Source organism: Billgrantia sp. C5P2, from assembly GCF_051062895.2.
This window is the reverse complement of record NZ_CM128542.1, coordinates 1,194,601-1,217,096: the sequence shown is the minus strand read 5'-3', so window position 1 is coordinate 1,217,096 and position 22,496 is coordinate 1,194,601. Positions and strand designations below refer to the sequence as shown.

General features: G+C 64.8%; 18 protein-coding genes. 3 read left to right on the top strand and 15 right to left on the bottom strand.

Annotation, left to right across the window (positions count from 1 at the left end; genetic code table 11):
- Positions 1–8 precede the first annotated feature (8 nt).
- From ACRWQA_RS05685 to ACRWQA_RS05670, 4 genes are all read right to left on the bottom strand, one after another.
- On the bottom strand, positions 9–530 hold the full coding sequence (locus tag ACRWQA_RS05685; RefSeq protein WP_263580774.1) for a disulfide bond formation protein B: 522 nt from the start codon (positions 528–530) through the stop codon (positions 9–11).
- Positions 530–2,146, bottom strand: coding sequence for a glutamate--cysteine ligase (gshA, locus tag ACRWQA_RS05680; protein ID WP_434228771.1), 1,617 nt, complete (start codon positions 2,144–2,146; stop codon positions 530–532). The genes ACRWQA_RS05685 and gshA overlap by 1 nt, the downstream gene beginning before the upstream one ends.
- Positions 2,147–2,263: 117 nt before the next feature.
- A complete protein-coding gene (locus ACRWQA_RS05675; RefSeq protein WP_434228772.1) occupies positions 2,264–4,618 on the bottom strand; it encodes a Tex family protein in 2,355 nt (784 codons plus the stop codon).
- 71 nt (positions 4,619–4,689) lie between these two features.
- Positions 4,690–4,836, bottom strand: a complete 147-nt coding sequence (locus ACRWQA_RS05670; protein ID WP_434228774.1) for a DUF1127 domain-containing protein — start codon at positions 4,834–4,836, stop codon at positions 4,690–4,692.
- A 218-nt stretch (positions 4,837–5,054) separates the two neighbouring features.
- Between ACRWQA_RS05670 and ACRWQA_RS05665 the strand changes: the two genes are divergently transcribed.
- Positions 5,055–5,909, top strand: a complete 855-nt coding sequence (locus ACRWQA_RS05665) for a LysR substrate-binding domain-containing protein (RefSeq protein WP_263580778.1) — start codon at positions 5,055–5,057, stop codon at positions 5,907–5,909.
- A gap of 248 nt (positions 5,910–6,157) precedes the next feature.
- Positions 6,158–7,810 carry a methyl-accepting chemotaxis protein gene (locus ACRWQA_RS05660; RefSeq protein ID WP_446326256.1) on the top strand — a complete coding sequence of 551 codons (1,653 nt, stop codon included), beginning with the start codon at positions 6,158–6,160 and terminating at the stop codon, positions 7,808–7,810.
- Between the two features lie 21 nt (positions 7,811–7,831).
- On the opposite strand, the gene msrB is transcribed toward ACRWQA_RS05660, so the two are convergent.
- From msrB to yrfG, 5 genes are all read right to left on the bottom strand, one after another.
- Positions 7,832–8,329, bottom strand: coding sequence for a peptide-methionine (R)-S-oxide reductase MsrB (gene msrB, locus ACRWQA_RS05655; RefSeq protein ID WP_263580780.1), 498 nt, complete (start codon positions 8,327–8,329; stop codon positions 7,832–7,834).
- Positions 8,330–8,438: 109 nt separating this feature from the next.
- Positions 8,439–9,995: a phosphoenolpyruvate carboxykinase gene (locus ACRWQA_RS05650; protein WP_434228778.1), complete on the bottom strand. Its 1,557-nt coding sequence runs from the start codon at positions 9,993–9,995 to the stop codon at positions 8,439–8,441.
- A 310-nt stretch (positions 9,996–10,305) separates the two neighbouring features.
- The gene (gene hslO, locus ACRWQA_RS05645; protein WP_434228780.1) at positions 10,306–11,181 is read right to left on the bottom strand and encodes an Hsp33 family molecular chaperone HslO; all 876 of its coding nucleotides are present in this window, start codon (positions 11,179–11,181) and stop codon (positions 10,306–10,308) included.
- Positions 11,182–11,230: 49 nt separating this feature from the next.
- A complete protein-coding gene (gene hslR, locus ACRWQA_RS05640) occupies positions 11,231–11,620 on the bottom strand; it encodes a ribosome-associated heat shock protein Hsp15 (protein WP_263580783.1) in 390 nt (129 codons plus the stop codon).
- Complete coding sequence (gene yrfG, locus ACRWQA_RS05635) at positions 11,617–12,333, bottom strand: GMP/IMP nucleotidase (RefSeq protein WP_263580784.1); 717 nt, start codon at positions 12,331–12,333, stop codon at positions 11,617–11,619. The genes hslR and yrfG overlap by 4 nt, the downstream gene beginning before the upstream one ends.
- 111 nt (positions 12,334–12,444) lie before the next feature.
- Here yrfG and nudE point away from each other — a divergent pair, with 111 nt between their 5' ends.
- Positions 12,445–13,032 carry an ADP compounds hydrolase NudE gene (gene nudE / locus ACRWQA_RS05630; protein WP_263580785.1) on the top strand — a complete coding sequence of 196 codons (588 nt, stop codon included), beginning with the start codon at positions 12,445–12,447 and terminating at the stop codon, positions 13,030–13,032.
- An 18-nt stretch (positions 13,033–13,050) separates the two neighbouring features.
- Here nudE and ACRWQA_RS05625 read toward each other — a convergent pair whose 3' ends face one another.
- The 6 genes from ACRWQA_RS05625 to lon form a co-directional block, all read right to left on the bottom strand.
- The gene (locus tag ACRWQA_RS05625; RefSeq protein ID WP_434228782.1) at positions 13,051–14,136 is read right to left on the bottom strand and encodes an oxidoreductase; all 1,086 of its coding nucleotides are present in this window, start codon (positions 14,134–14,136) and stop codon (positions 13,051–13,053) included.
- Positions 14,137–14,209: 73 nt separating this feature from the next.
- Positions 14,210–16,054 carry a dihydroxy-acid dehydratase gene (gene ilvD / locus ACRWQA_RS05620; RefSeq protein WP_263580787.1) on the bottom strand — a complete coding sequence of 615 codons (1,845 nt, stop codon included), beginning with the start codon at positions 16,052–16,054 and terminating at the stop codon, positions 14,210–14,212.
- Positions 16,055–16,174: 120 nt separating this feature from the next.
- Positions 16,175–16,720, bottom strand: a complete 546-nt coding sequence (locus ACRWQA_RS05615) for a hypothetical protein (RefSeq protein ID WP_434228784.1) — start codon at positions 16,718–16,720, stop codon at positions 16,175–16,177.
- Positions 16,721–16,742: 22 nt separating this feature from the next.
- Entirely contained in the window at positions 16,743–18,554 is a 1,812-nt protein-coding gene (locus ACRWQA_RS05610; RefSeq protein WP_434228786.1) for a TRAP transporter permease, read from the bottom strand.
- 207 nt (positions 18,555–18,761) lie between these two features.
- Positions 18,762–19,739, bottom strand: a complete 978-nt coding sequence (locus tag ACRWQA_RS05605) for a TAXI family TRAP transporter solute-binding subunit (RefSeq protein ID WP_434228787.1) — start codon at positions 19,737–19,739, stop codon at positions 18,762–18,764.
- A 204-nt stretch (positions 19,740–19,943) separates the two neighbouring features.
- The gene (lon, locus tag ACRWQA_RS05600; protein ID WP_412031177.1) at positions 19,944–22,379 is read right to left on the bottom strand and encodes an endopeptidase La; all 2,436 of its coding nucleotides are present in this window, start codon (positions 22,377–22,379) and stop codon (positions 19,944–19,946) included.
- Between the last annotated feature and the right edge of the window lie 117 nt (positions 22,380–22,496).

Here is a 22,496-nt window from a genome sequence, read left to right as displayed (position 1 = left end):
CTCCCGCTTCAGGGCCAAAGACCGCGGACGGCACGGAACAGGATCCCCAACGGCGCCAGCGCCAGTACGACGAAGCCGATCAGCGTCCAGCCCGGCAGCGAAATACCCAGCAGCAGGAAATCGATATCGGCGCACTCACCTGAGCCGGAGAGCACCGTAGCGACCACGTCGCGCATGGGCAGGATGTCCATCATGTAGTCGAGCCCCGGACCGCAGCTCGGTACCTGGTCCGGCGGCAGCGACTGCAGCCAGACGTGACGGGCGGCGACGCCGATGCCGCCGAGCACCGCCGTCAGCGACAGTCCGCCGTAGACCACCGGGCCTAGCCGGCCCTGCGGGTTGTGAATGGCCGCCACGATGAATACCGCGGCAGCGGCCAGCACCGCCACTCGCTGAAAGATGCACAGCGGGCAGGGCTCGAGCCCGCCGATATGCTCCAGCCCCAGGGCGACAAGCATCATGAGGATGCAGAAGGCCAGCCCCGCCAGGCTCCACTGGCGCACGGAGAGTTGCCGCAAACGCGCAATCATCAAGCGCCCCCCTGGCTGGCCACTGCGACCCGGGGCTCGCGGGCGCTGGCGAAATAGTGCTCGAGAAACTGCTCGAAGCGCTGGGTATCGGCGGCCTCGATATCGTGCTGCTGCTGGTGGGAGGTACCGACCATCTGCTCGAAGGTCGCCTCACGCGCCGGGCTGACGGCTTCGCGGCGCAGCCGATCGGCGTGCTCCCCGGCAAGGGCCAGAATGGCCTCGACGAACTCCTCGCCGGTCGACTCGAGCCGCGCCAGCAGACGACCGGAGGGCGTCAGCGCAGGGTCGGCGAGCCAAGGCTCGAAGGCGGCAACGGCTTGTGCATGGGGGTTGCCTTCCTCCAGCGCATCGAGCACTTCAGCGGCCCGGTCCATCTCGGCGAAGATTTCACCGCCCCAGTCGGCCACGGAGCGGCGATTGCCATCCTGGAGCAGCTTGAGTTCGGGATCGCGGCCCCGCTCGACCACCAGGCGCCGGTTATCGTCCAGCCGGTCGCACTCCTCGTCGGGAATCCAGGGGCTCTCGGCGAGCAGGCACCACATCATGAAGGTATCGATGAAGCGCAGGCGCGTCTCGTCGATGCCCAGCGGCAGGAAGGGGTCGAGGTCGAGACAACGTACCTCGATGTACTCCACGCCGCGTGCCTCCAGCGCCTGGCTCGGCGTCTCGTTGTGACGAGTGACGCGCTTGGGCCGGATGTCGCTGTAGTACTCGTTCTCGATCTGCAGGATATTGGCGTTGAGCTGCTGCCAGTCGAGACCGTCCCGGACCCCCAACGCCTCGTAGGCGGGCCAGGGCGTGGAGATGGCGTGACGCAGGGTGCCGACGTAGTTGGAGAGCGAGTTGAAACAGATCTTGAGCTGCTCCTGCACCTTGTTCTGGTAGCCGAGATCCGACATACGCAGGCTGGTGGCGTAGGGCGAGACCAGAGTCTCTCGACCGTGCGAGCGCAGCTTGTCGGGAACGTTGCCCCCGGGCAGGAAACTACGGTCCAGCGCCGGCGAGGCGCCGAACAGGTAAAGCAAGAGCCAGCTGTGGCGGCGGAAGTTGCGAATCAGGCCGAAGTAGCGGCTGGAACGGTAATCGTCGAGTGACATGTCGACGGCGCCGTCGCGCTCACGCAACACCGCCCACAGCTCGTCGGGCAGCGAGACGTTGTAGTGGATCCCGGCGATGGCCTGCATGATGCGGCCGTAGCGCACGTCCAACCCCTTGCGATAGACATGCTTCATGGTGCCGACGTTGGAGCTGCCGTAGTCGGCAATGGTCACGCTGTCGTTGCCGTCGAGCCTGGCCGGCATGCTGGCGGGCCAGATCAGCTCGTCGTCCAGGTAGCGGTAGCTGAAGCGATGCAGGTCGGCAAGGAAGTCCATGGCGTCGCCGGGGCGACAGTAGACCGGCGTGATGTACTCCAGCAGCGCTTCGGAGTAGTCGGTGGTGATGTGCGGATGGGTCAACTTGGAGCCCAGCGCATACGGGTGCGGCGTGGCGGCGATGCGCCCCTGGCGATCGACGCGCAGCCCCTCCTTCTCCAGGCCGCGGCGCAGACGCCCGAAGCACCCTTGGGTCGCAAGCCCGGCGAGATGCGAAACGATGGCAGTGTATGAATCAGACAAGGCGTGGACCCCATGTCTCGGAGGCCTTCAACGGGCCTCCCGGTCGAAGCATGCCGGCCGCCCATGGCGGCCAGTCATGCGGTTTTTGTCGAGAGTATGGCGAGAGGCGTGCCGGGATCAAGATTTGCCCTTCTTCGCCGCCAGCAGCGCGGCCCCGAGGGCACCCATCTGGTTGGGCTGGGCCTGCTCGCGTGGCGCGCTCTTGCGCTGCGCCTTGCCCTGCCCGCCACGCCGCTCGCCTTGGCCACTACGCGACGATTTGCCACCCTCGGCTTCGCCCGGCTGATCGTCGAGACGCATCGAGAGCCCGATGCGGGCGCGCTCGAGATCCACGCTCATCACCTTGACCTTGACGATGTCGCCGGCCTTGACCACCGAACGCGGGTCCTCGATGAACTTGTCGGAGAGTGCAGAGATATGCACCAGGCCATCCTGGTGCACGCCGATATCGACGAAGGCGCCGAAGTGGGTCACGTTGGTCACGCTGCCCTCGAGGATCATGCCCGGCTCCAGGTCCTTGAGCGTCTCGACGCCTTCGCGGAACTCGGCGGCCTTGAACTCGGGACGCGGGTCGCGGCCCGGCTTGTCGAGCTCCTTCAGAATGTCGCTGATGGTGGGCACGCCGAAACGCTCGTCGGCGAACTCGGCGGGCTTGACCGCCTTGAGCGTGGCGCTGTCGCCAATCAGGCTGGCCACCGGGCGACCGCTGCGGCTGGCGATACGCTCCACCACCGGATAGGCCTCGGGGTGCACGGCGCTGGCATCCAGCGGATTGGAGCCGTTCATGATGCGCAGGAAGCCGGCGCACTGTTCGAAGGTCTTGGGCCCCAGGCGGCCGACATCGAGCAACTGCTTGCGGCTGGCGAAGGCCCCCTCGGCGTTGCGCCGGGCCACGATGGCCTCGGCCAGCGCCGGGTTGAGGCCGGCCACCCGCGATAGCAGCGCACTCGACGCGGTGTTGAGATCGACCCCCACGGCGTTGACGCAATCCTCGATCACCGCCTCCAGGCTCCGCGACAGCTGCAGTTGGGAGACGTCGTGCTGGTACTGGCCCACGCCGATCGACTTGGGCTCGATCTTGACCAGCTCGGCCAGCGGATCCTGAAGCCGGCGGGCGATCGAGACCGCACCGCGGATGGTGACGTCGAGATCGGGCAGCTCCTTCGAGGCGTACTCCGAGGCGGAGTAGACCGAAGCGCCCGCCTCACTGACCATCACCTTGGCAAGCTGTCGCTTGCCGGCAAAGGCTTTGACCAGATCGCCGGCCAGCCTGTCGGTCTCGCGGCTCGCCGTGCCGTTGCCCACGGCGATCAGCGCCACGTCGTGCTTCTCCACCAGCTTGGCCAACTCGGCAAGCGAGGCATCCCAGGCGTTGCGCGGCGCATGGGGATAGATGGTGGCGTGCTCGAGGAACTGGCCGGTGGCGTCCACCACCGCCACCTTGCAGCCGGTGCGCAGGCCCGGGTCGATGGCAAGCGTCGCCTTCTGCCCCGCCGGGGCGGCCAGCAGCAGGTCCTTGAGGTTGGCGGCGAAGACCTCGATGGCCTCCAGCTCGGCACGCTCGCGCAGCCGCCCCATCAGCTCGGTCTCGAGATGAGTGTAGAGCTTGACCCGCCAGGTCCAGCGCACCACGTCGGCCAGCCACTTGTCGGCGGCACGCCCCTCGTCGCGAATACCGAAATGCCTGGCGATGGCGACCTGGGCCGGGTGAATCGGCGCCTCGTCCTCGCCGGGCAGGCGGATGGCCAGTGTCAGCGCGCCCTCGTTGCGACCGCGGAACATCGCCAGCGCCCGGTGGGAAGGGGTCTTGGCCAACGACTCGTCGTGCTCGAAGTAGTCGGAAAACTTGGCGCCCTCGCGCTCCTTGCCTGGCAGCAAGCGGGCGCTGAGCTCGCCCTCCTGCCACAGCCGCTCACGTAGCGTGCCGACCAGTTCGGGGTCCTCGGCGAAGCGCTCCATGAGGATCTGGCGCGCCCCATCCAGCGCCGCCTTGGCATCCTCCACGGCGGGGATGTCACCTTCCGCGGGACGCAGATAGCCGGCCGCCTCGGCTTCGGGGTCCAGGGTGGGATCGGCCAGCAGCGCATCGGCCAAGGGCTCGAGGCCGGCTTCACGGGCAATCTGCGCCTTGGTGCGGCGCTTCTTCTTGTAGGGCAGGTAGAGATCTTCCAGGCGCTGCTTGGTATCGGCCGCCTGGATCTGCATGTCGAGTTCCGGCGTCAGCTTGCCCTGCTCGTCGATGGCAGCGAGCACCGCGGTGCGGCGCTCCTCGAGCTCGCGCAGGTAGCGCAGGCGCTCGTCGAGGTTGCGTAGCTGGGTGTCGTCGAGACCGCCGGTGACCTCCTTGCGGTAGCGGGCGATGAAGGGCACGGTGGCGCCGCCGTCGAGCAGTTCCACGGTGGCTGTCACCTGCTGCGGGCGAACGGCGAGTTCCTCAGCGAGGCGCGAAATGATCCGGGTCGTGGCGTCCATGACTTCCTTGGTGTTGCGACAACGAAAGATCGCGCCAAGGTACCACAAACGCCACCCCGTCGCCGCCGGGATCAGCGTCGCCAGCCGATGTCGTCCCAAAAGTGGCGGCGCGCCTCGCGAGTGGCCTGCTGACGGGTCAAACCGATATCACGCAGTTGACGGTCGCTGAGTTCATGCAATTGGGCGCGCTCGCGGCGCAGCTGCAGCAGATGCTTCACGCGATGCATCCAGTGCCAAGCTAGCGAGGTGGCCGGCCAGGCTCGATGGCCGCCTTCGGACGCAGCACAGGATGACGAATCGTAGCAAGTAGCGGGGGCTCTCATGGCAGACTTCCTCCAAGTCATGTCGGCAATGGAGAAAGTCTCGACGAGACGCTAGAATCAATCCAACGAATACTCCTGATGCCAAGCATCACCATTTGTGATGGGAATCGACCATGCTGCATACCATCGATCATGAGCTGCTGCGCACCTTCGTCGCCATCGTCGACCATGGCGGTTTCACCCGAGCGGCCCAGGCGGTCAATCGCACCCAGTCGGCGGTCAGCATGCAGATCAAGCGCCTCGAGGAGGACGTGATCCAGCGCCCGCTGTTCGAGCGTCAGGGGCGCCAGATGCACCTGACCAGCGAAGGCACCACCCTGCTCGGCTACGCCCGCCGAATTCTCGACCTGCAAGGCGAGGCGCTCAACATGCTGCGTGAGCCGGAGATGGTGGGCAGGGTACGCATCGGCGTACCCGACGACTTCGTCATGCGCTTCCTGCCAGGAATCCTCAAGTCCTTCTCCCAGACCTGGCCGCTGGTCGACGTCGAAGTGCAGTGCGCCCCCTCTTCCGAACTGCTCGGCCGTCAGCAGGGCAGCCTCGACCTCAGCATCGTGACCCGCCAGGTGGGTCAGGAGATCGGCACCATCCTGCGCCGCGAGGAGACGGTGTGGGTGGTGGCGGAGAGCCATGCCATTCATCGCCAGTCGCCGCTGCCCCTGGCACTGTTCGAGGAACCCTGCTTCTGTCGCCAACACGCCTGCAACGCCCTGACTCGGGCCGGACGTCAGTACCGCATTGCCTACTCGAGCCCCAGCCTGGCCACCCTGCAGGCGGTTGTGGGCGCGGGTCTTGCCGTCTCGGCGCTGATGAAGAGCTTGGTCACTCCCGGTATGCGCATCCTCGACGAAGCGGACGATTTTCCCCCGCTGCCGGACGGCTCGATCGTGCTGCTGCGTTCACCAGACACCGCCTCACCGGCGGTAGACGGATTGGCACAGCATATTATCGAGGGCTTCAAAGCTTGATCGTGTTTCGCCGCTCGATCATTCGTATTTAAAACATTAATAACTCAGGAATTAATTTTTCCTTTTTCTGCTTATCCTCTTGCCGCTTTTGCCTTGGCGCTCAAGTTTCGGCTCGAAATGCCGATGATATCTATGAGTCCCACCCTCCAAGGCGCGCCTTTCTCGCCACTTATAACTATTACGATGGCACCAGCCACTCGAACAGCCTCACTCCGGCAAGGGAGTCACAACCAATGCGCAGCAATTTCATGAACAAGATACGCGTCAAATATGCCGTCGCCTTTATTGGCGTCGCAATCTCACTTCTGGTCGTTGTCATCGCCGACCTTTTGCTGGTGCACTCCGTCAGGGATCGCATGACGGAGTTCAGCGGTACCTTCAATGCCGCTATCTCGGCCGTGCTCAACGCCGATCGCGACCTCTATCAGGCGCGTGTCGCCGAACTGGAGTACCTGCAGGCGCCTACCGGCTCCGAGCAGGCCCAGGCACTGCGGGGGGACTACGAGGAGAATGCCCAGCAAGCCTACGACCGCATGCATGAGTTTACCCAGCTACTCGACGCCTACCCGGAGATTATCGCCCGCCTGGATGGCTTCGAGTCACTGTTTTCCCAGTGGTCGGCGCAATCCAGCGAAGTGCTGGCCCTTCACGCCGCCGGTAATACCGACGCCGCCCGGGAGCAGCTCGAGGGAGCATCGCTCACCGCCTTCAAGCAGCTGAGAGGCGTCTACAACGAAGCCGGTGAACTGGCGGACGCCAAGGTCGTCGAACTCGAAGCCTTGACGCTTGCGCGAATCCGCATGCAGCAGTTCGGCGTGTTCGGCTTTGCCTTCCTGGTGTTTCTCGCCGCCGTCGCCATTGCCCTGGTCGGACCGATGCTGATGTCACGCGCCATACGCCAGATCACAGGACGCATCCGGGAGATCACGGAGGGTGACGGCGACTTGACGGCGCGTATCGAAAGCCAGCGCAAGGACGAACTGGGCGAGCTGGCCGAGCAGTTCAACGCCTTCATACTGCGTATGGACCACACCTTGCAGACCGTACGCAGCAGCACCCTGAGCGTGCACAACGCCTCCAACGAGATTGCCAAGAGTAGCCAGGACCTCTCCTCGCGTACCGAACAGACCGCTGCCAACCTGCAGGAGACCTCCGCCTCCATGGAGGAGATCACGGCCACGGTGAGCAATACCTCCGACGCCACCCAGCAGGCCAACCAGTTGGTGCAAGAGACGGTAGGCGTCGCACGTCGCGGCCAGGAGGCCATGGCCCAGGTCGAGAGCACCATGGACGATATCAGCCGTTCCGCGACGCAGATCAACGAGTTCATCGGCCTGATCGATGGCATCACGTTCCAGACCAACATTCTCGCCCTCAATGCCTCGGTGGAGGCCGCGCGCGCCGGCGAACATGGCCGCGGGTTCGCCGTGGTGGCTCAGGAAGTTCGCACCCTGGCCAGCCGCTCGAGCGATGCGTCTCGCGGCATTCGCGAGCTGATCGATACCTCGGTCTCACGCACCCAGTCGGGAGCGAGCCTGGTCAAGAGCACGGGCAAGACCATGCAGGAGATCGTCGCCAGCATCGAGCGCATCACCGGCGTGATCGGCGAAATCAGTGCCGGGGCCAAGGAGCAGAGTCAGGGCATCGCCCAGGTCAATATCGCGGTTTCCGAACTCGACAACATGACGCAGCACAATGCCTCTCTCGTCGAGCAGACCAGTGCGGCGGCGGACGAGATGCGCGAGCAGGTCGAACGCCTGAACGACCTGATCGCCAGCTTCCGCCTGAGCGCTGCCGCCGACATGGAGCAGACCTTGCTGCCTGCCCCGGCCAACCCGAAGCGTGAACACACGACAACTCGCGGTCGCCAGGAAGCGCTGCCGGCCGCAGTGTCGTTCTAGCCGTGGCAGCTACGGTCTTGGCTACGCCGGCACGAAATGCAGCGCCAGGCCGTTGTTGCACCAGCGCAGCCCGGTGGGCTCGGGGCCGTCGCTGAAGACATGACCCTGGTGGCCGCCGCAGCGGGCGCAGTGGTACTCGCGCCGCGGCCATACCAGGCTGAAGTCGAGTTCGCTGAGCAGGTGCCCTTCGACGTGCTCGAAGAAGCTCGGCCAGCCGGTGCCGGAGTCGTACTTCATGGCACTCTCGAACAGCAGCAGGTCACAGCCGGCGCAGCGGTACTCGCCTTCGCCCCACTCCTTGTCGAGCGGGCTCGAGAAAGGCGGTTCGGTGCCATGGTCGCGCAGGATCTCGAACTGCTCGGGCGTGAGGCGTTCGCGCCACTCGTCGCGCGATAACTCGAGACGCTCGAGGCCCGGAGCGGCTTCGAGACTGAGCCGGGGAAATCCCCAGCCAACGCCGGGCATCAGGCCGGCCGCGCCGCCGACACCCAGCAACCCCAGGAAAAGACGTCGTTTCATTGGACCCTCCCCCCTGGTCAGCCAGCCGACAGGCCAGGTCAAAAGCGAAACGGGGAAGAGGCGCATGCCCCTTCCCCGTTCAGACCGTCGCGGTAACCGCGGGTTCACCTCAGGTCAGGCTGGGCCCGGCCTTGGTGATGGCTTCGTTGACGCCTTCGAACTTCTTGAAGTTGTCGACGAACTTGGCCGCCAGGTCACGCAGGTTGCGATCATAGGCAGCCTTGTCCTCCCAGGTCTCGCGCGGGTCGAGCAGGCGCGAGTCGACGCCCGGCACGGAAACCGGCACGTCCAGGTTGAGCCCCTCGATGCGCTTGGTCTCGACCTCACGCAGCACTCCGGACTGGATGGCACTGATGATGGCGCGGGTGGTGGGGATGGAGAAGCGTGAACCGCCCTCGCCGTAGGCGCCCCCGGTCCAGCCGGTGTTGACCAGGTAGACCTGGGCGTCCTTGGCCTCGACGCGTCTGATCAACAGGTCGGCGTAGACGCGGGCCGGGCGCGGGAAGAACGGCGCGCCGAAGCAGGTGGAGAACGTCGCCTCCAGGCCCGAGGAGGAGCCCATCTCGGTGGAACCCACTTTGGCGGTGTAACCGGAGAGGAAGTGGTAGGCCGCGGCTTCCTTGGACAGCACCGATACCGGCGGCAACACGCCGGACATGTCGCAGGTCAGGAAGATGATGGCATTGGGTTCGCCGGCACGATTCTCCGGCACGCGCTTGCCGACATGCTCAAGCGGATAGGCGGCCCGGGAGTTCTGAGTCAGGCTGTCGTCGGTGTAGTCGGGCTCGCGGCGGTCGTCGAGTACTACGTTCTCTAGCACGGTTCCGAACTTGATGGCGTTCCAGATCACCGGCTCGTTCTTTTCGGAGAGATCGATGCACTTGGCGTAGCATCCGCCCTCGATGTTGAACACGGTGCCGGGGCCCCAGCCATGCTCGTCGTCACCGATCAGGTAGCGCGCCTGGTCGGCGGAGAGCGTGGTCTTGCCGGTACCGGAGAGGCCGAAGAAAAGGGCGGTCTCGCCATCTTCGCCGACGTTGGCCGAGCAGTGCATGGGCAGCACGTCGGAGGCCGGCAGCAGGAAGTTCTGCACCGAGAACATCGCCTTCTTCATTTCACCGGCGTAACGCATGCCGGCTATCAGCACCTTCTGCTGAGCGAAATTGAGGATCACGCAGCCGTCTGAGTTGGTGCCGTCGCGGTCCGGATCGCATTCGAAATGCGGTGCGTTGAGGATGGTCCACTCCTGCTTGACCGCGGGGTTGTAGCCCTCGGGACGCACGAACATGGTGCGACCGAAGAGGTTGTGCCAGGCCGTCTCGGTGGTCACACGCACCGGCAGATAGTGGGTCGGGTCGCTGCCCACGTGGAGTTCGGAAACGAAATGCTCGCCGCTGCTCAGGTACTCCTCGACCCGCGTCCACAGGGCATCGAACTTCCCGGCGTCGAAGGGACGGTTGACGCTGCCCCAGTCGATCTCACCGCTGGTGGAGGGCTCGTCGACGATGAAGCGATCCTTGGGCGAGCGGCCGGTACGCTGGCCGGTGTTCACCACCAGGGCGCCGTTTGCGGCCAGATGGCCTTCTCCGCGTGCCACGGCACGCTCGATGAGTTCGGCGCTGCTGAGATTGACGTGTGCTTGAGGAGCGGCTTGGGATGTGGTCATGTCGTTTCCTGGGCCTTGCGGCCGGTTCTCTCTCGTGTGCCAGGCGTCATACGCCATTGCGTTGCGTTTCCGATCGTCCGTGTGCGGATGTATGCCGTCTTGTCTTCTGGCGATCGGCCTTGAGGCGGCGCCATTATGGCAAAAAGGGAGCCGTCAGGAAACGCTAACTTTGACCGAAGTTCTTGTAGTTTTACTACTACATCGGGACATATCGCCGCAGGTTGACCACATCCATGCTTGTGCATTGCAGCAATTCAGATAAACGAACGAGATGACCTGGCAGTCTCGTTCGTTGCGGCAATTACCCGCATCAATGCAGGGTAGGAGGCGGACCATCCTGGGCGAGCAGCAACGCCTCGACTTCGCTCTCAGTGAAGCGGTAATGGGTATGGCAGAAATGGCACTGGGTCTCGATCTCCCCCTGTTCGGCCAGCACGCCACGCAGTTCGTCGGCGCCAAGGGTCAGCAAGGCATCGCCGATTCTCTCCCGCGAGCAGGTACAACCGAAGCGCAGGGACTTGGGTTCGAAGACCCTCACCGTCTCCTCATGGTAGAGCCGATGCAGCAGTTCGCGCTGATCGAGCCCCAGCAGCTCGTCGGTAGTCAAAGTGCGGGCCAACTGAACGGTGCGCTCCCAGGCGTCCTCGTCCTGATTCTGCGACTCGTCCGGCAGCCGCTGCAGCATCAGCCCCCCGGCCCTCGCTCCGTCGGCTCGCAGCCACAGCTGGGTGGGTAGCTGTTCGGACTGGACGAAGTAAGCCTCCAGGCACCCGGCCAGGCTGTCGTGGTCGAGCGCCACGATGCCTTGGTAGCGATTACCCTCGCGCGGATCGAGGGTGATCACGATATGGCCATCACCGACGAGTTCGCGAAAGTTCGCCTCCCCTTCCGGCAGGGTGGCATTTTCCGTCAGGCGGGCAATGGCGCGCAGCTCGCCACCGGGGTTGGACTCGGCCATCAGCAGCGACAAGGCCCCTTGGCCACGCACCTCGATGCTGAGGACACCATCGAGCTTGACCATATCGGTGAGCAGCGCCACGGCAGCCAGCAGCTCGCCCAGCAGGTGGTTGACGGCGGGGGGGTAGCCATGCCGCTCGAGCACCTCGCCATAGGCCTGCTCGAGGGTGACGATCTCGCCACGGACGTTGGTGCGTTCGAACAGGAAACGCTGGATCTGGTCGGTCATATCGATTCCGAAATGAGGTCATTCAGGATGGGCCAGCAGGGACATAGGCTCACTCGTCCTGCTGGCGCTGGAAGCGTTGAATGTCGCGCCGCTGCTTCTTGTCCGGCCGCTTGAGTGGGTGCTGCATGGCCTGGTTGGTCAGTCGCCGGCCTTCGGCCTCTCGCGTGCGGCGCTCGGCGCTTTCGGCCGTCTCGCGATAGAGTTCGCGGGCCTCCGGGGCACCGCGACGCTGGTCGGAAAGCGCCACGACCTCCACCTCCCAGACGTCCCAGCCCTGGGGCACGCGAATCAGGGCGCCCAGTTCGACGTTCTTGCTGGTCTTTGCGCGCCCCCCGTTGTAGTGCACCTTGCCGCCTTCGATGGCTTTCTTGGCCAGCGCACGGGTCTTGAAAAAGCGGGCGGCCCACAGCCACTTGTCGAGTCGTACGCTATCCATCATTCCCTCCTGTCTCGGCTCGGCCCTTCACCCACGTCTTCGCCGCGGCGTACCTCCGAGGGTAGCTCCTGGGGCAGAATCGTGGCGAAGCGGTCCAGGGCAATGAACTCCTCAAGCTCCTTTTCCGGCCGTGTACTATCAGGCTGCTTGATACCGAGCAAGTGACGAATGCCATATTCTCGTGCGCTCTCCAGCACGTCGGGGTTGTCATCGATGAACAGGGTGCGCTTCGGGTCGAAGGGCTCGACCTCCTGCAGTGCGAACCAGAACTCCTGGGCCTCCTTGGGTACGCCGAGGTCGGCCGAGGAGACGATGGCGTCCAGGTAGGCCTCGAGGCCGGTGAGCGGAAGCTTGAGCTCCAGACTCTCGCGGTCGGCGTTGGTCGCCAGCACCACTCTTGGGTGGGCGTTTCTGAGCCACTTGAGGAAATCCAGTGCGTCGCCGCGCAGGCCGATCAGGTGCTGGATTTCGCGCTTGAGGGCGACGATGTCCACGCCCAGCTCGCGACTCCAGTAGGCGAGGCTGTACCAGTTCAGGGTGCCCCGCTCGCGCAGGATGCGGGTACGTAACTGCTCCTGACTGGCCTCGTCGAGGCGATGCAGCTCCACGTAGCGCCGCGGCAGGTGTTCCAGCCAGAAATGGCTGTCGAAATGCAGGTCGAGCAGTGTGCCGTCCATGTCCAGCAGAACGGTATCGATGGCGCGCCAGTCGATCATGGGCGACTCCCGGTGACGTCTGAGCGGTGGAAGGCGTGGTATTGTACTCAATGGATACCGGCGGCGCATTCCCGGCAGGTGCCGAACCCGCCCGCACGAAACGGAGCTTCCATGTCCGAGAAGAAGATCTTGCAGAAACCCCAGGTGCTGGCACGCCAATCCGTGGCCAGAAGCCGCCTGTTCCATATCGAAGCCCTGGAGCTGCGCTTCGCCAACGGTGCCGAGCGCACCTTCGAACGCCTGACCGGCAGCGACCAGGGCGCGGTGATGATCATCGCCATGCCCGACCCGGACCATGTGCTGTTGATTCGCGAGTATGCCGCCGGCTTCGAGGATTACGTACTGACCCTGCCCAAAGGGCTGGTGGATCCGGGCGAGGATATCGTCACCGCGGCCAATCGGGAACTGATGGAGGAGTGCGGCTTCGGCGCTCGGCGTATCGAGCCGCTGGTGGAACTGTCACTGGCGCCCAACTACATGCGCCACCGCATGCAGGTGCTGCTCGCCACCGACCTCTATCCCAAGCGCCTGCCCGGAGACGAGCCGGAACCACTGGTGGTCGAGACCCACGCCCTCGAGGAGCTGCCGGCCCTGTTGATGCGCGACGACTTCCACGAGGCGCGGGCCATCGCCGCGCTGTTCATTGCCCGCGACACCCTGCGCGAACGCCGCGGCAAGGAGGCACCGCTGAGCTGGTAGTCGGGCCGGCCCGAGCGCTCAACCGTGACGATGCAGCTGACGTAAATTGCCGTTACCCTCCTTGAGACGGATCCAGCGGCTCTGGCGATAGCTGTCAAGCCCCGCCTCCAGCAGAGTCATGACCTCGATTCCCTCCTCCACGCTGACCGGTACCGGCGCACCGCTCACCAGCGCCTCGACGATGCCGGCGTAGTAGGCCAGGTAATCGCCCGGCAGCCCCGGATGCTCGCGAGCAACCAGCTTGCCGTCGTCGTCCTCGGCCAATGTCAGTTGGCCGGGGCGAGGATCGATGCCCCAGTCGCGCGTGGGGATAAGGCCTTCCTTCAGCCAGTTCTCCTGGGGGTCGCGGCCATACTTGACGAAGCTGCCCCGGGTACCATGCAGGGCCTGCTGCGGCGTCGGTTCCGCCACCAGCGAACTGGCCCGCAGGGTGACCCGGAGCGTGTCGTATTCCAGCAGCGCATGAAACTCGTCATCCACTTGAGCACCATCCCGCGCCGCCATCAGGTCGAGCAGGATCGCACGCGGCATACCGAACAAGGTGCGCGTCTGGTCGAGCAGGTGGGAGCCCAGGTCGTACCAGATACCGCTGCCCGGCTTGTGCTGTTCGCGCCAGCGATCGGCCACCATGGGCCGGAAGCGGTCGAAGCGCAGTTCGAGCGAAACCGGTCGCCCCACGCTGCCCTCCTCGACCAGCTTATGCAAGGTACGGAAATCGCTATCCCAGCGGCGGTTGTGAAACACGCTGATCATGCACTCGGCCTTGTCGGCCTCGGCCTTGAGCAGCCGCGCCTCGGACAGCGAGACGGTGAATGGCTTGTCGACCACCAGGTGCTTGCCGGCGGCAAGCGCCGCCTTGGCCAGCGGATAGTGGGTCTCGTTGGGGCTGGCGATGACCACCAGGTCGATATCCGGGCGGGCGAATAGCGCCGCAGCCTTGGGCAGCACCTCGACTTCGGGCAGCGTTTCATGCACCCGCTCGGCCGAGCTGCTGACCACGGCCAGCAATTCCAGCCCAGGCGTGGCCTGGATCAACGGGGCGTGAAAGATCCGGCCGGCTGTGCCAAAACCGATCAGGCCGACACCGAAGGTCTGCTTGCGCATGTCATCGTTCCTTACTGCTGCATGAAAAAGCTCGCCGTGACGAACCGGGCCTGAGCCCGGTTCGTCACTCGCGTCAATCGAGCTTGGAGAGATCTCTCACCGCCCCCTTGTCGGCGGAAGTCGCCAACAGGGCATAGGCCTTGAGCGCCGCCGACACCTTGCGCACGCGCTCAATGCTGGGTTTCCAGGCCTGATTGCCGCGCGCCTCCTCGGCTTCGCGTCGCGCCGCCAGCTCGTCGTCGGAAAGCTTGACGTCGATACGCCGGTTGGGGATGTCGATACGGATGATGTCTCCGGACCGCACCAGGCCGATGGCCCCGCCTGCTGCCGCTTCGGGGGAAACGTGACCGATGGAAAGACCTGAAGTACCGCCGGAGAAACGGCCATCGGTGAGCAGGGCACACGCCTTGCCCAACCCCTTCGACTTCAGATACGAGGTGGGGTAGAGCATCTCCTGCATGCCTGGCCCACCTTTCGGCCCTTCGTAGCGGATGACGACGACCTCGCCCTCCTTCACCAGGCCGGCGAGGACGTGCTCGACGGCTTGGTCCTGGGACTCGACCACATGGGCCGGCCCCTCGAAGACCAGGATGGAGTCGTCGACACCGGCGGTCTTCACCACGCAGCCGTCCACGGCAATGTTGCCGTAGAGTACCGCCAGCCCCCCCTCTCGGGAGAAGGCATGCTCGAGATCGCGGATGCAGCCGCCCGCACGATCACCGTCGAGGCTCGGCCAACGCGCGCTCTGGGAAAACGCCACCTGGGTCGGCACGCCGCCGGGGCCAGCCTTGAAGAACTCCACCACTTCGGGACTGGGGCTGCGCATGATGTCCCACTCGTCCAGCGCCTCCTTGAGGCTATCGCCGTAGACGGTGGGCACGCGGGTATCGAGCACGCCTGCGCGGTCGAGTTCGCCGAGGATCGCCATGATGCCGCCGGCGCGATGCACGTCCTCGATATGGTACTTCTGGGTGTTGGGCGCCACCTTGCACAGCTGCGGCACTTCCCGCGACAGCCGGTCGATGTCGGCCAGGGTGAAGTCGATCTCCGCCTCCTGGGCGGCGGCCAGCAGGTGCAGGATGGTGTTGGTGGAACCGCCCATGGCGATGTCCAACGTCATGGCGTTCTTGAACGCCGCCTTGGAGCCGATGGCGCGGGGCAGCAAGTGGGCTTCGTCGCCCTCGTAGTAACGCTTGGCCAGCTCGACGATGCGATGGCCGGCGGTCTCGAACAGGCGACGACGATCGGCATGGGTAGCAAGCACGGTGCCGTTGCCCGGCAGCGCCAGGCCCAGCGCTTCGGTCAGGCAGTTCATCGAGTTGGCGGTGAACATGCCGGAGCAGCTGCCGCAGGTGGGGCAGGCGCTGCGCTCCACCTCGGCCAGGGTCTCGTCGTCCACCGAGTCGTCGGCGGCCATGACCATGGCATCGACCAGATCGAGGCCGTGGTCGAGCAGCTTGGTCTTGCCCGCTTCCATGGGGCCACCGGAGACGAAGATCACCGGGATGTTGAGGCGCATGGCGGCCATCAGCATCCCCGGAGTGATCTTGTCGCAGTTGGAGATGCAGACCAGGGCGTCGGCGCAATGGGCGTTGACCATGTACTCGACGCTGTCGGCGATGATGTCGCGGCTCGGCAGCGAGTAGAGCATGCCGTCGTGGCCCATGGCGATGCCGTCGTCCACGGCGATGGTATTGAACTCCTTGGCCACCCCGCCGGCCTTCTCGATCTCCCGCGCCACCAGTTGGCCCATGTCCTTGAGGTGCACGTGCCCGGGCACGAACTGGGTGAAGGAGTTGGCCACGGCGACGATCGGCTTGTGGAAGTCCTCGTCCTTCATGCCGGTGGCACGCCACAGGGCGCGGGCACCGGCCATGTTGCGGCCGGCGGTGGTGGTTCGGGAGCGATATTCGGGCATGGTGTCCTCTTCGTGCGCGTTCGCGCTATACGGTTAACGCCGTCTCTGCCACCCGCGGGCGGCGACGGTCTAGGTCTGAAATCAATCCGATTCTGTCATGCACGAGCCGGGGCGGCTAGATTAGATTAATAGAGGGCTATCGTTGCCCAGCGGCTCGGTACCATAGAGCACCCAGACATCCAGCGCCGGCCCCAGGTCCTCGAGCAGGCGCAGCTCATCTGAGTGATCTTCGAATACCTGCCGGGCGCAGATGCCCGCCTCGAACCGGCCAGCCAGCAGCCCCTCGGCCACCGCCGCGGTGGTGGGCGAATCGATCTGCACTTCGAAAGACGAAAGATCGGTGTAGTAGCGAGTGGCCGGCTGGCGTGCCACCTGCCGCGGCTCGGCGACCTCGCGCCGCGCCAGCAGCGCCAGCGGGTGGCTACCGGCAACGAAGGCGTCCATCGGAAAGGCGCGCTGCATATAGCGCCCTACGCAGTCTGCATGGCTGAAGTGGGCAGTGCATTGCAATACCCGATCCACCTCGCCCGCCACCAGCGCCGCGAACGCCGCGGTGAACTCGTCGAACAGCCTCACCTGCGCATCGGCAAGCCCGCGAGCCGCGAGGTAGCGCCGCAACACCAGCACGTGGTTGCTGGCCTCGGGACCCAGCGTCGCAACGATCATTACACCTCCTCAGAAGTTCAGCTCAAAACACGAAGATCACCAGCGCCCCGGCTGCGACCAGCACCAGCCGCAGCCAGATGGCACGACGTGCGATCACCCCGTAGGAGATAGCAGCGAGGCCCAGCGCGATCTTGAGCGCATCGAAGATCGCCCAGAGCGGGTCGAAGGCCAGGCGGATCACGTCGGGATTGGCGACCATGGCCAACGGAATGATGTAGAGCCCGATGCCCAGCGCCATGGCCTTCATCGCCACCTTGAGCCAGTTCTCTCCCACCATGCCGGCGGCAATGAACACCCCGCCACACACCGGCGGCGTGATGGTCGAGAGCAGGGCAAACCAGAACACGAACAGGTGCGCCAGCAGCGGCTCGAGCCCCAGCGCGGTGAGCGCAGGTCCTGCCACCGAGACGCAGATCACGTAGGCCGCCGTGGTCGGCACCTCCATGCCCAGCACCAGGCAGGCCAGCGCGGTGAGCAACAGGGCCGGCCACAGCATTTCATTCGAGAGCGACAGGATGCCGGAGGTGATCTTGACGCCGAGCCCGGTCAGCGAGAGTACACCGATCACCAGCGAAGCACAGATGATGATGGCGCCGATTACCGCCACCTGGCGGCCGGCGGTGACCACGGCCTCGGCCATTCGCGTAGCAAAACCGCGCAGGGAGAAGGTCAGCGTCACGTCGAAGAACAGCAGCAGCATGCCGGCGAAGATGGCGACACTCGCCGCGTACTGGGGCGTAAATCCGCCGAGGAAGATACGCTCGAGCAGCAGCACGAAGGGCACGGCGAAGAACAGCGAGGTGATCATCACCTCCTTGCCGCTGGCGCGGTCTGCCGCCGCCATGGGGCGCAGGTCGTGGCGGGTGGCATAGGCATTGATGCCCATCCACACGGTGGTGAAGTAGAGAATCGCCGGCAGCAGCGCCGCCGCCATGATCTGGGTGTAGGGCGTGCCGGTGAGTTCGACCATGACGAAGGCGCCCGCCCCCATCAGTGGCGGCATGATCTGCCCACCGGAGGAGGCCACGGCCTCGACGCCGCCGGCCAGGGTTCGCGGGTAACCCAACCGCACCATGGAGGGAATGGTAATGGCACCGGTCGAAGCCACGTTGGCCGAGGCCGAGCCGGAAATCGAACCCATCAGCGCCGAGGAGATCACCGCCACCTTGGCCGCGCCACCAGTCAGACGACCGGCACAGGCGCTGGCCATGTTCATGAAGCCGCGCCCCGCTTCGCCGGCATTGAGCACCGCGCCGAAGATGACGAAAATCGCCACCACGCCCACGCTGACCCCGGTGAGCGAACCCCACAGACCGCTCTCGGCGATGGTCAGAGTGCCGACGAAGCTCCGCATCGGCAGCCCCGGGTGGCCGAACTGGCCGGGAATGTGCTCGCCGAATACCGCATAGGCCAGCGCCGCCACCGCCACCAGCGGCAGCGGCCAACCGATCGCTCGGCGCGCCGTTTCCAGGGTCAGCACGATCAGGAAGGCACCGATCGCCATCTGGAAATCGTTGTCGATGAAGCCGTACTGGGTCGCCAGGGCTTCCTCGTTGAAGGCGATATAGCCGCAGGCGGCAATGCCGAGCCCGGTCAGCAGCCAGCCGCTCCAGCGCTCGAAGGGCGAGCGGGCGGAAAAGATCAGGATCCAGGGCAACGCCAGCGCCATGTGAATCGGCCGGCTGACCAAGGCCGGTGCCAGGCCATAAAAGATCAACCCCAGGTGGAAGGCGACCGTGATCGCCCCCAGGAGCACCCAGATAGGATGAAGACGCGGCGCGTCGTTGCCGACGGCCGAGCCGGCCGTCGGTGAAGCGGAAAATATCGATTGCATACCAAGCCTTTGGCTCAGGGCCGGCGACGGCAGACAACCGGACCAGCCCAGCAAGCCGGGGTTAGGGAAATGCTGAACAAATCGACGAGCGGAGTGAAGCGCAAGGCGCACGGAGCGCAGGAACCGGAGCCTATGCGGTATAGGTGGGGGTTCCGAGTACCGCGCAACGCAGCGATTTGCCCGCATAGGCATTTGTACAGCGTTTTCTTAGCGCAACTCGTCGGGGATTTCTATGCCGGCTTCGTCGTAATAGCGCACGGCGCCCGGGTGCAGGGTACCGGCAATGTTGCCGATCATGTCATGGGTGATGCTGCCCCACCAGGCGGTCTCCTCGGCCATGGCGTCGCGCCGCTCCCAGAAGGTCTTGGTCAGGGTGTAGGCAGTCTCGTCATCCATGCCGGTAGTGGTATAAGCGATCACCGGCAGCGAGGTGGTGTGCACGTCCTGGTCGACGCCGGCATAGGTGCCGGCCGGGATGGTCTGGCGCGCCGCACCGGTCTGCTCGATCTGCTCGTCGCTGAGGCTGACCAGACTGACCGGCATGCTGGCCGCGGTCTCGATCACGTTGGGCGTGGGATAAGAGCTCGCCGTGACGAAGGCGTCGATCTGGCCGTTCTTCAGCGCATCGGGGCCGCTGCCGATCTCGGCATTGGCGACACGTACCTTGTCCAACATGTCGAACAGTTCCAGGTAGCGCTCGGCCTCGCGGGCACCGAAGGTACCACGCCCGATCAGCACGTGCTTGCCCTCGAGGTCCTCCAGGCCGATCACGCCCTCGTCGCCGGCCGCCACGAAGTGCATGGTGATGGCGGGAATCGGGAATAGCCCGCGAATCTCCTGGAAGCGCGGGCTCTGGCGTTCGGCGAAGGGCCCCTCGCCGGCCATGGCCTGATCGATCAATCCCGGCGGGGTGGTGAAGACATAGTTGCCCTGACGCGCCATGACCTCCATGACGTTCTGCACCGAGCCCTGGCTCTCCTCCAGGGTCAGCACGACGTCACCGTCGGTTCCCCGGCGAATCGCCTCGGAAAGCTCGACCCCCATCTGGTAGTAGGCGGTACCCGCCGAGGCGGACTTGTAGGTCACCCGCGTCTCGGCCTGGGCGGAAAACGCACTGACGCCGATCAGCATGGCGGCAGTAGATATCATCAGGGTGCGGGTGAAGACGTGCTTGCGGTTCGGCATGAAACTCTCCCTTGAGTGTCCGGCATCGCTGAGCGATGTCTTTGTTGTAATGAACAAGAATGGTGCAGTTATCGGGAAATATCCTGAAAAACCTATAATGCCGATTTTCTGACCCAAGGGAAATTTAGTATTTCGCCATGCATGTCACTGGCGAATTGGGCGCCGCCGGGAAAGGACGCCGCTTCCCGGTAGCGCCGCTGCAGTTCACAAGTGGAAGGCAATCCTGGCCACGTCCTGGTAACGCTTGGCGAAGTGCACCGTCATGTCCTCCTTGAGGAAGTCGGGCAGTTCGTCGTAGTCGCGGCGGTTGGCTTCCGGCAGGATCACTTCGAAGATCTTGCTGCGCCGGGCGGCGATGATCTTCTCGCGAATGCCACCCACCGGCAGCACCTGTCCGGTCAGGGTCAGCTCGCCGGTCATCGCCAGCGGCCGGTCGATGCCCTGATGCCGCCCCAGCGACAGCAGCGCCGTGGTCATGGTCACGCCCGCCGAGGGACCGTCCTTGGGCGTGGCGCCCTCGGGCACGTGAAGGTGGACGAAGGCCGAGTCGAAGAAATCGGTTTCGACGCCATATTCGGCGAGATGGCCCAACGCATAGCTGTAGGCGATATTGGCCGACTCCTGCATCACCTCACCGAGCTTGCCGGTGAGCTTGAAACCGCGGGTCAGCGAATGCACCTTGCCCGCCTCGATGGGCAAGGTGGCACCGCCCATCGAGGTCCAGGCCAGGCCGGTAACGACCCCCTCGCCCTTGAGCACCTGCTCCTGGCGGAACAGCGGCGCGCCGAGGAACTCCTCGAGGTTCTTGACCGAGATGCGCACCGACTCCTGATCGCCCTCGAGCAGCTTGACCGCGGACTTGCGCACGATGCTGTGCAACTGTTTTTCGAGCTGACGCACGCCGGCCTCCCTGGCGTAGCCCTCGATCACCTGGCGCAGCGCCGCATCGGTGAGATTGATGCGCCTCTTCGGGATCTTGTCGCGTTCGAGCAGCTTGGGCCACAGGTGATGCTTGGCGATCGCCACCTTCTCCTCGGCGATGTAGCCGGACAGGCGGATCTGCTCCATGCGGTCGAGCAGCGGCCCGGGGATCGAGTCAAGGGTATTGGCGGTACACACGAACAGAACCTTGGAGAGATCCAGGCGCACGTCGAGATAGTGGTCGAGAAAATCGACGTTCTGCTCGGGATCGAGCACCTCGAGCAGCGCCGAGGCCGGGTCGCCCTGGAACGACTTGCCGAGCTTGTCGATCTCGTCGAGCATGATCACCGGGTTCTCTACCTCGACCTCCTTGAGCGCCTGCACCAGCTTGCCCGGCATGGCGCCGATGTAGGTGCGGCGGTGGCCCTTGATCTCGGCCTCGTCACGCATGCCGCCCACCGAGAAGCGGTAGAATTCCCGCCCCAGCGCCTCTGCGATGGAACGGCCGACCGAGGTCTTGCCCACCCCGGGCGGGCCGACCAGCAGCAGGATCGAGCCGCCCACATCGCCCTTGAAAGTGCCTTCGGCGAGGAACTCGATGATGCGCTCCTTGACGTCCTTGAGGCCGTCGTGGTCGCGATCGAGCACCGTCCTGGCGTGGGCGAGGTCGAGCTGGTCCTGGCTGCGCACGCCCCACGGCATCGAGGTCAGCCAATCCAGGTAGTTGCGGGTGGTGCCGTACTCCGGCGAGCCGGTCTCCAGCACCGAAAGCTTGTCGAGCTCCTCCTCGATACGGGTCAGCACCTTGGGCGGCACCACCAGCCCCTCAAGGCGGTCGCGGAAGGTATCGACGTCGTTCTCGCGGTCGTCCTTGGAGATACCCAGCTCGCGCTGGATCACCTTGAGCTGCTCGCGCAGGAAGAACTCGCGCTGGCGCTCCTGCATCTGGGCGTTGACCTGCTCGCTGATCTCTGTCTGCAGCTGGGCGACGTCGATCTCCTTGCGCAGCAGCGGCAGCACCTTCTCCATGCGCGCCTGCACCGGCAGGGTCTCGAGCACGGTCTGCAACTCGCGCCCCTTGGCCGAGGTGATGGCAGCGGCAAAATCGGTCAGCGGCCCCGGCTCGTGAGGGCTGAAACGGTTGAGGTAGTGCTTCAACTCCTCGCCGTAGAGCGGGTTGATCGGCAACAGCTCCTTGATGCCGTTGATGATTGCCATGGCATAGGCGCGGGTCTCGTCCTCGTCGGCCTTGACCGGCTCGCGCGGGTAGCTGACCTCGACCAGGTACGGCGGCTCCTTCGACAGCCAGCGCTGGATGCGAAAGCGGCGCAGGCCTTGAGCGATGAACTGCAGCTGCCCCTCCTCGCCGTGCATCTTGTGCACCTTTACTGCCGTGCCGATCTCGGGGAAATGATCATGACCGAGCTCATCCACCGCCTTGTCACCGACGAAGGCCACACCCAGCGTATGGTGAGGCGTGTTGCCGACCCGGCGCATGGTTTCCTCCCAGCGCTCGCGGTTGATGACCAGCGGCTGGACCTGGGCGGGGAAGAAGGGGCGGTTGTGGATCGGCAGCAAATAGATGCGCTCGGGCAGGTAGTCGCTGGCGGGAATGACGGCGTTGGCGACCTGGTCCACTTCGCCATCGGAGCCCAGCGCCCCATCGGAATCCATCCTTGCCTGCTGCCAGTTGTGCTCGTCCTGATCGTGATCGCTCATGAAATCCTCGTCCTGAAGCTATGAAAGCCGGATACACACTGAGCTGAGCAATGTGGGCGATAGCGGCCAACTTCAAGTCGCGGGTCTATACCGAGCGATCAATAAGGATTGCTGCGA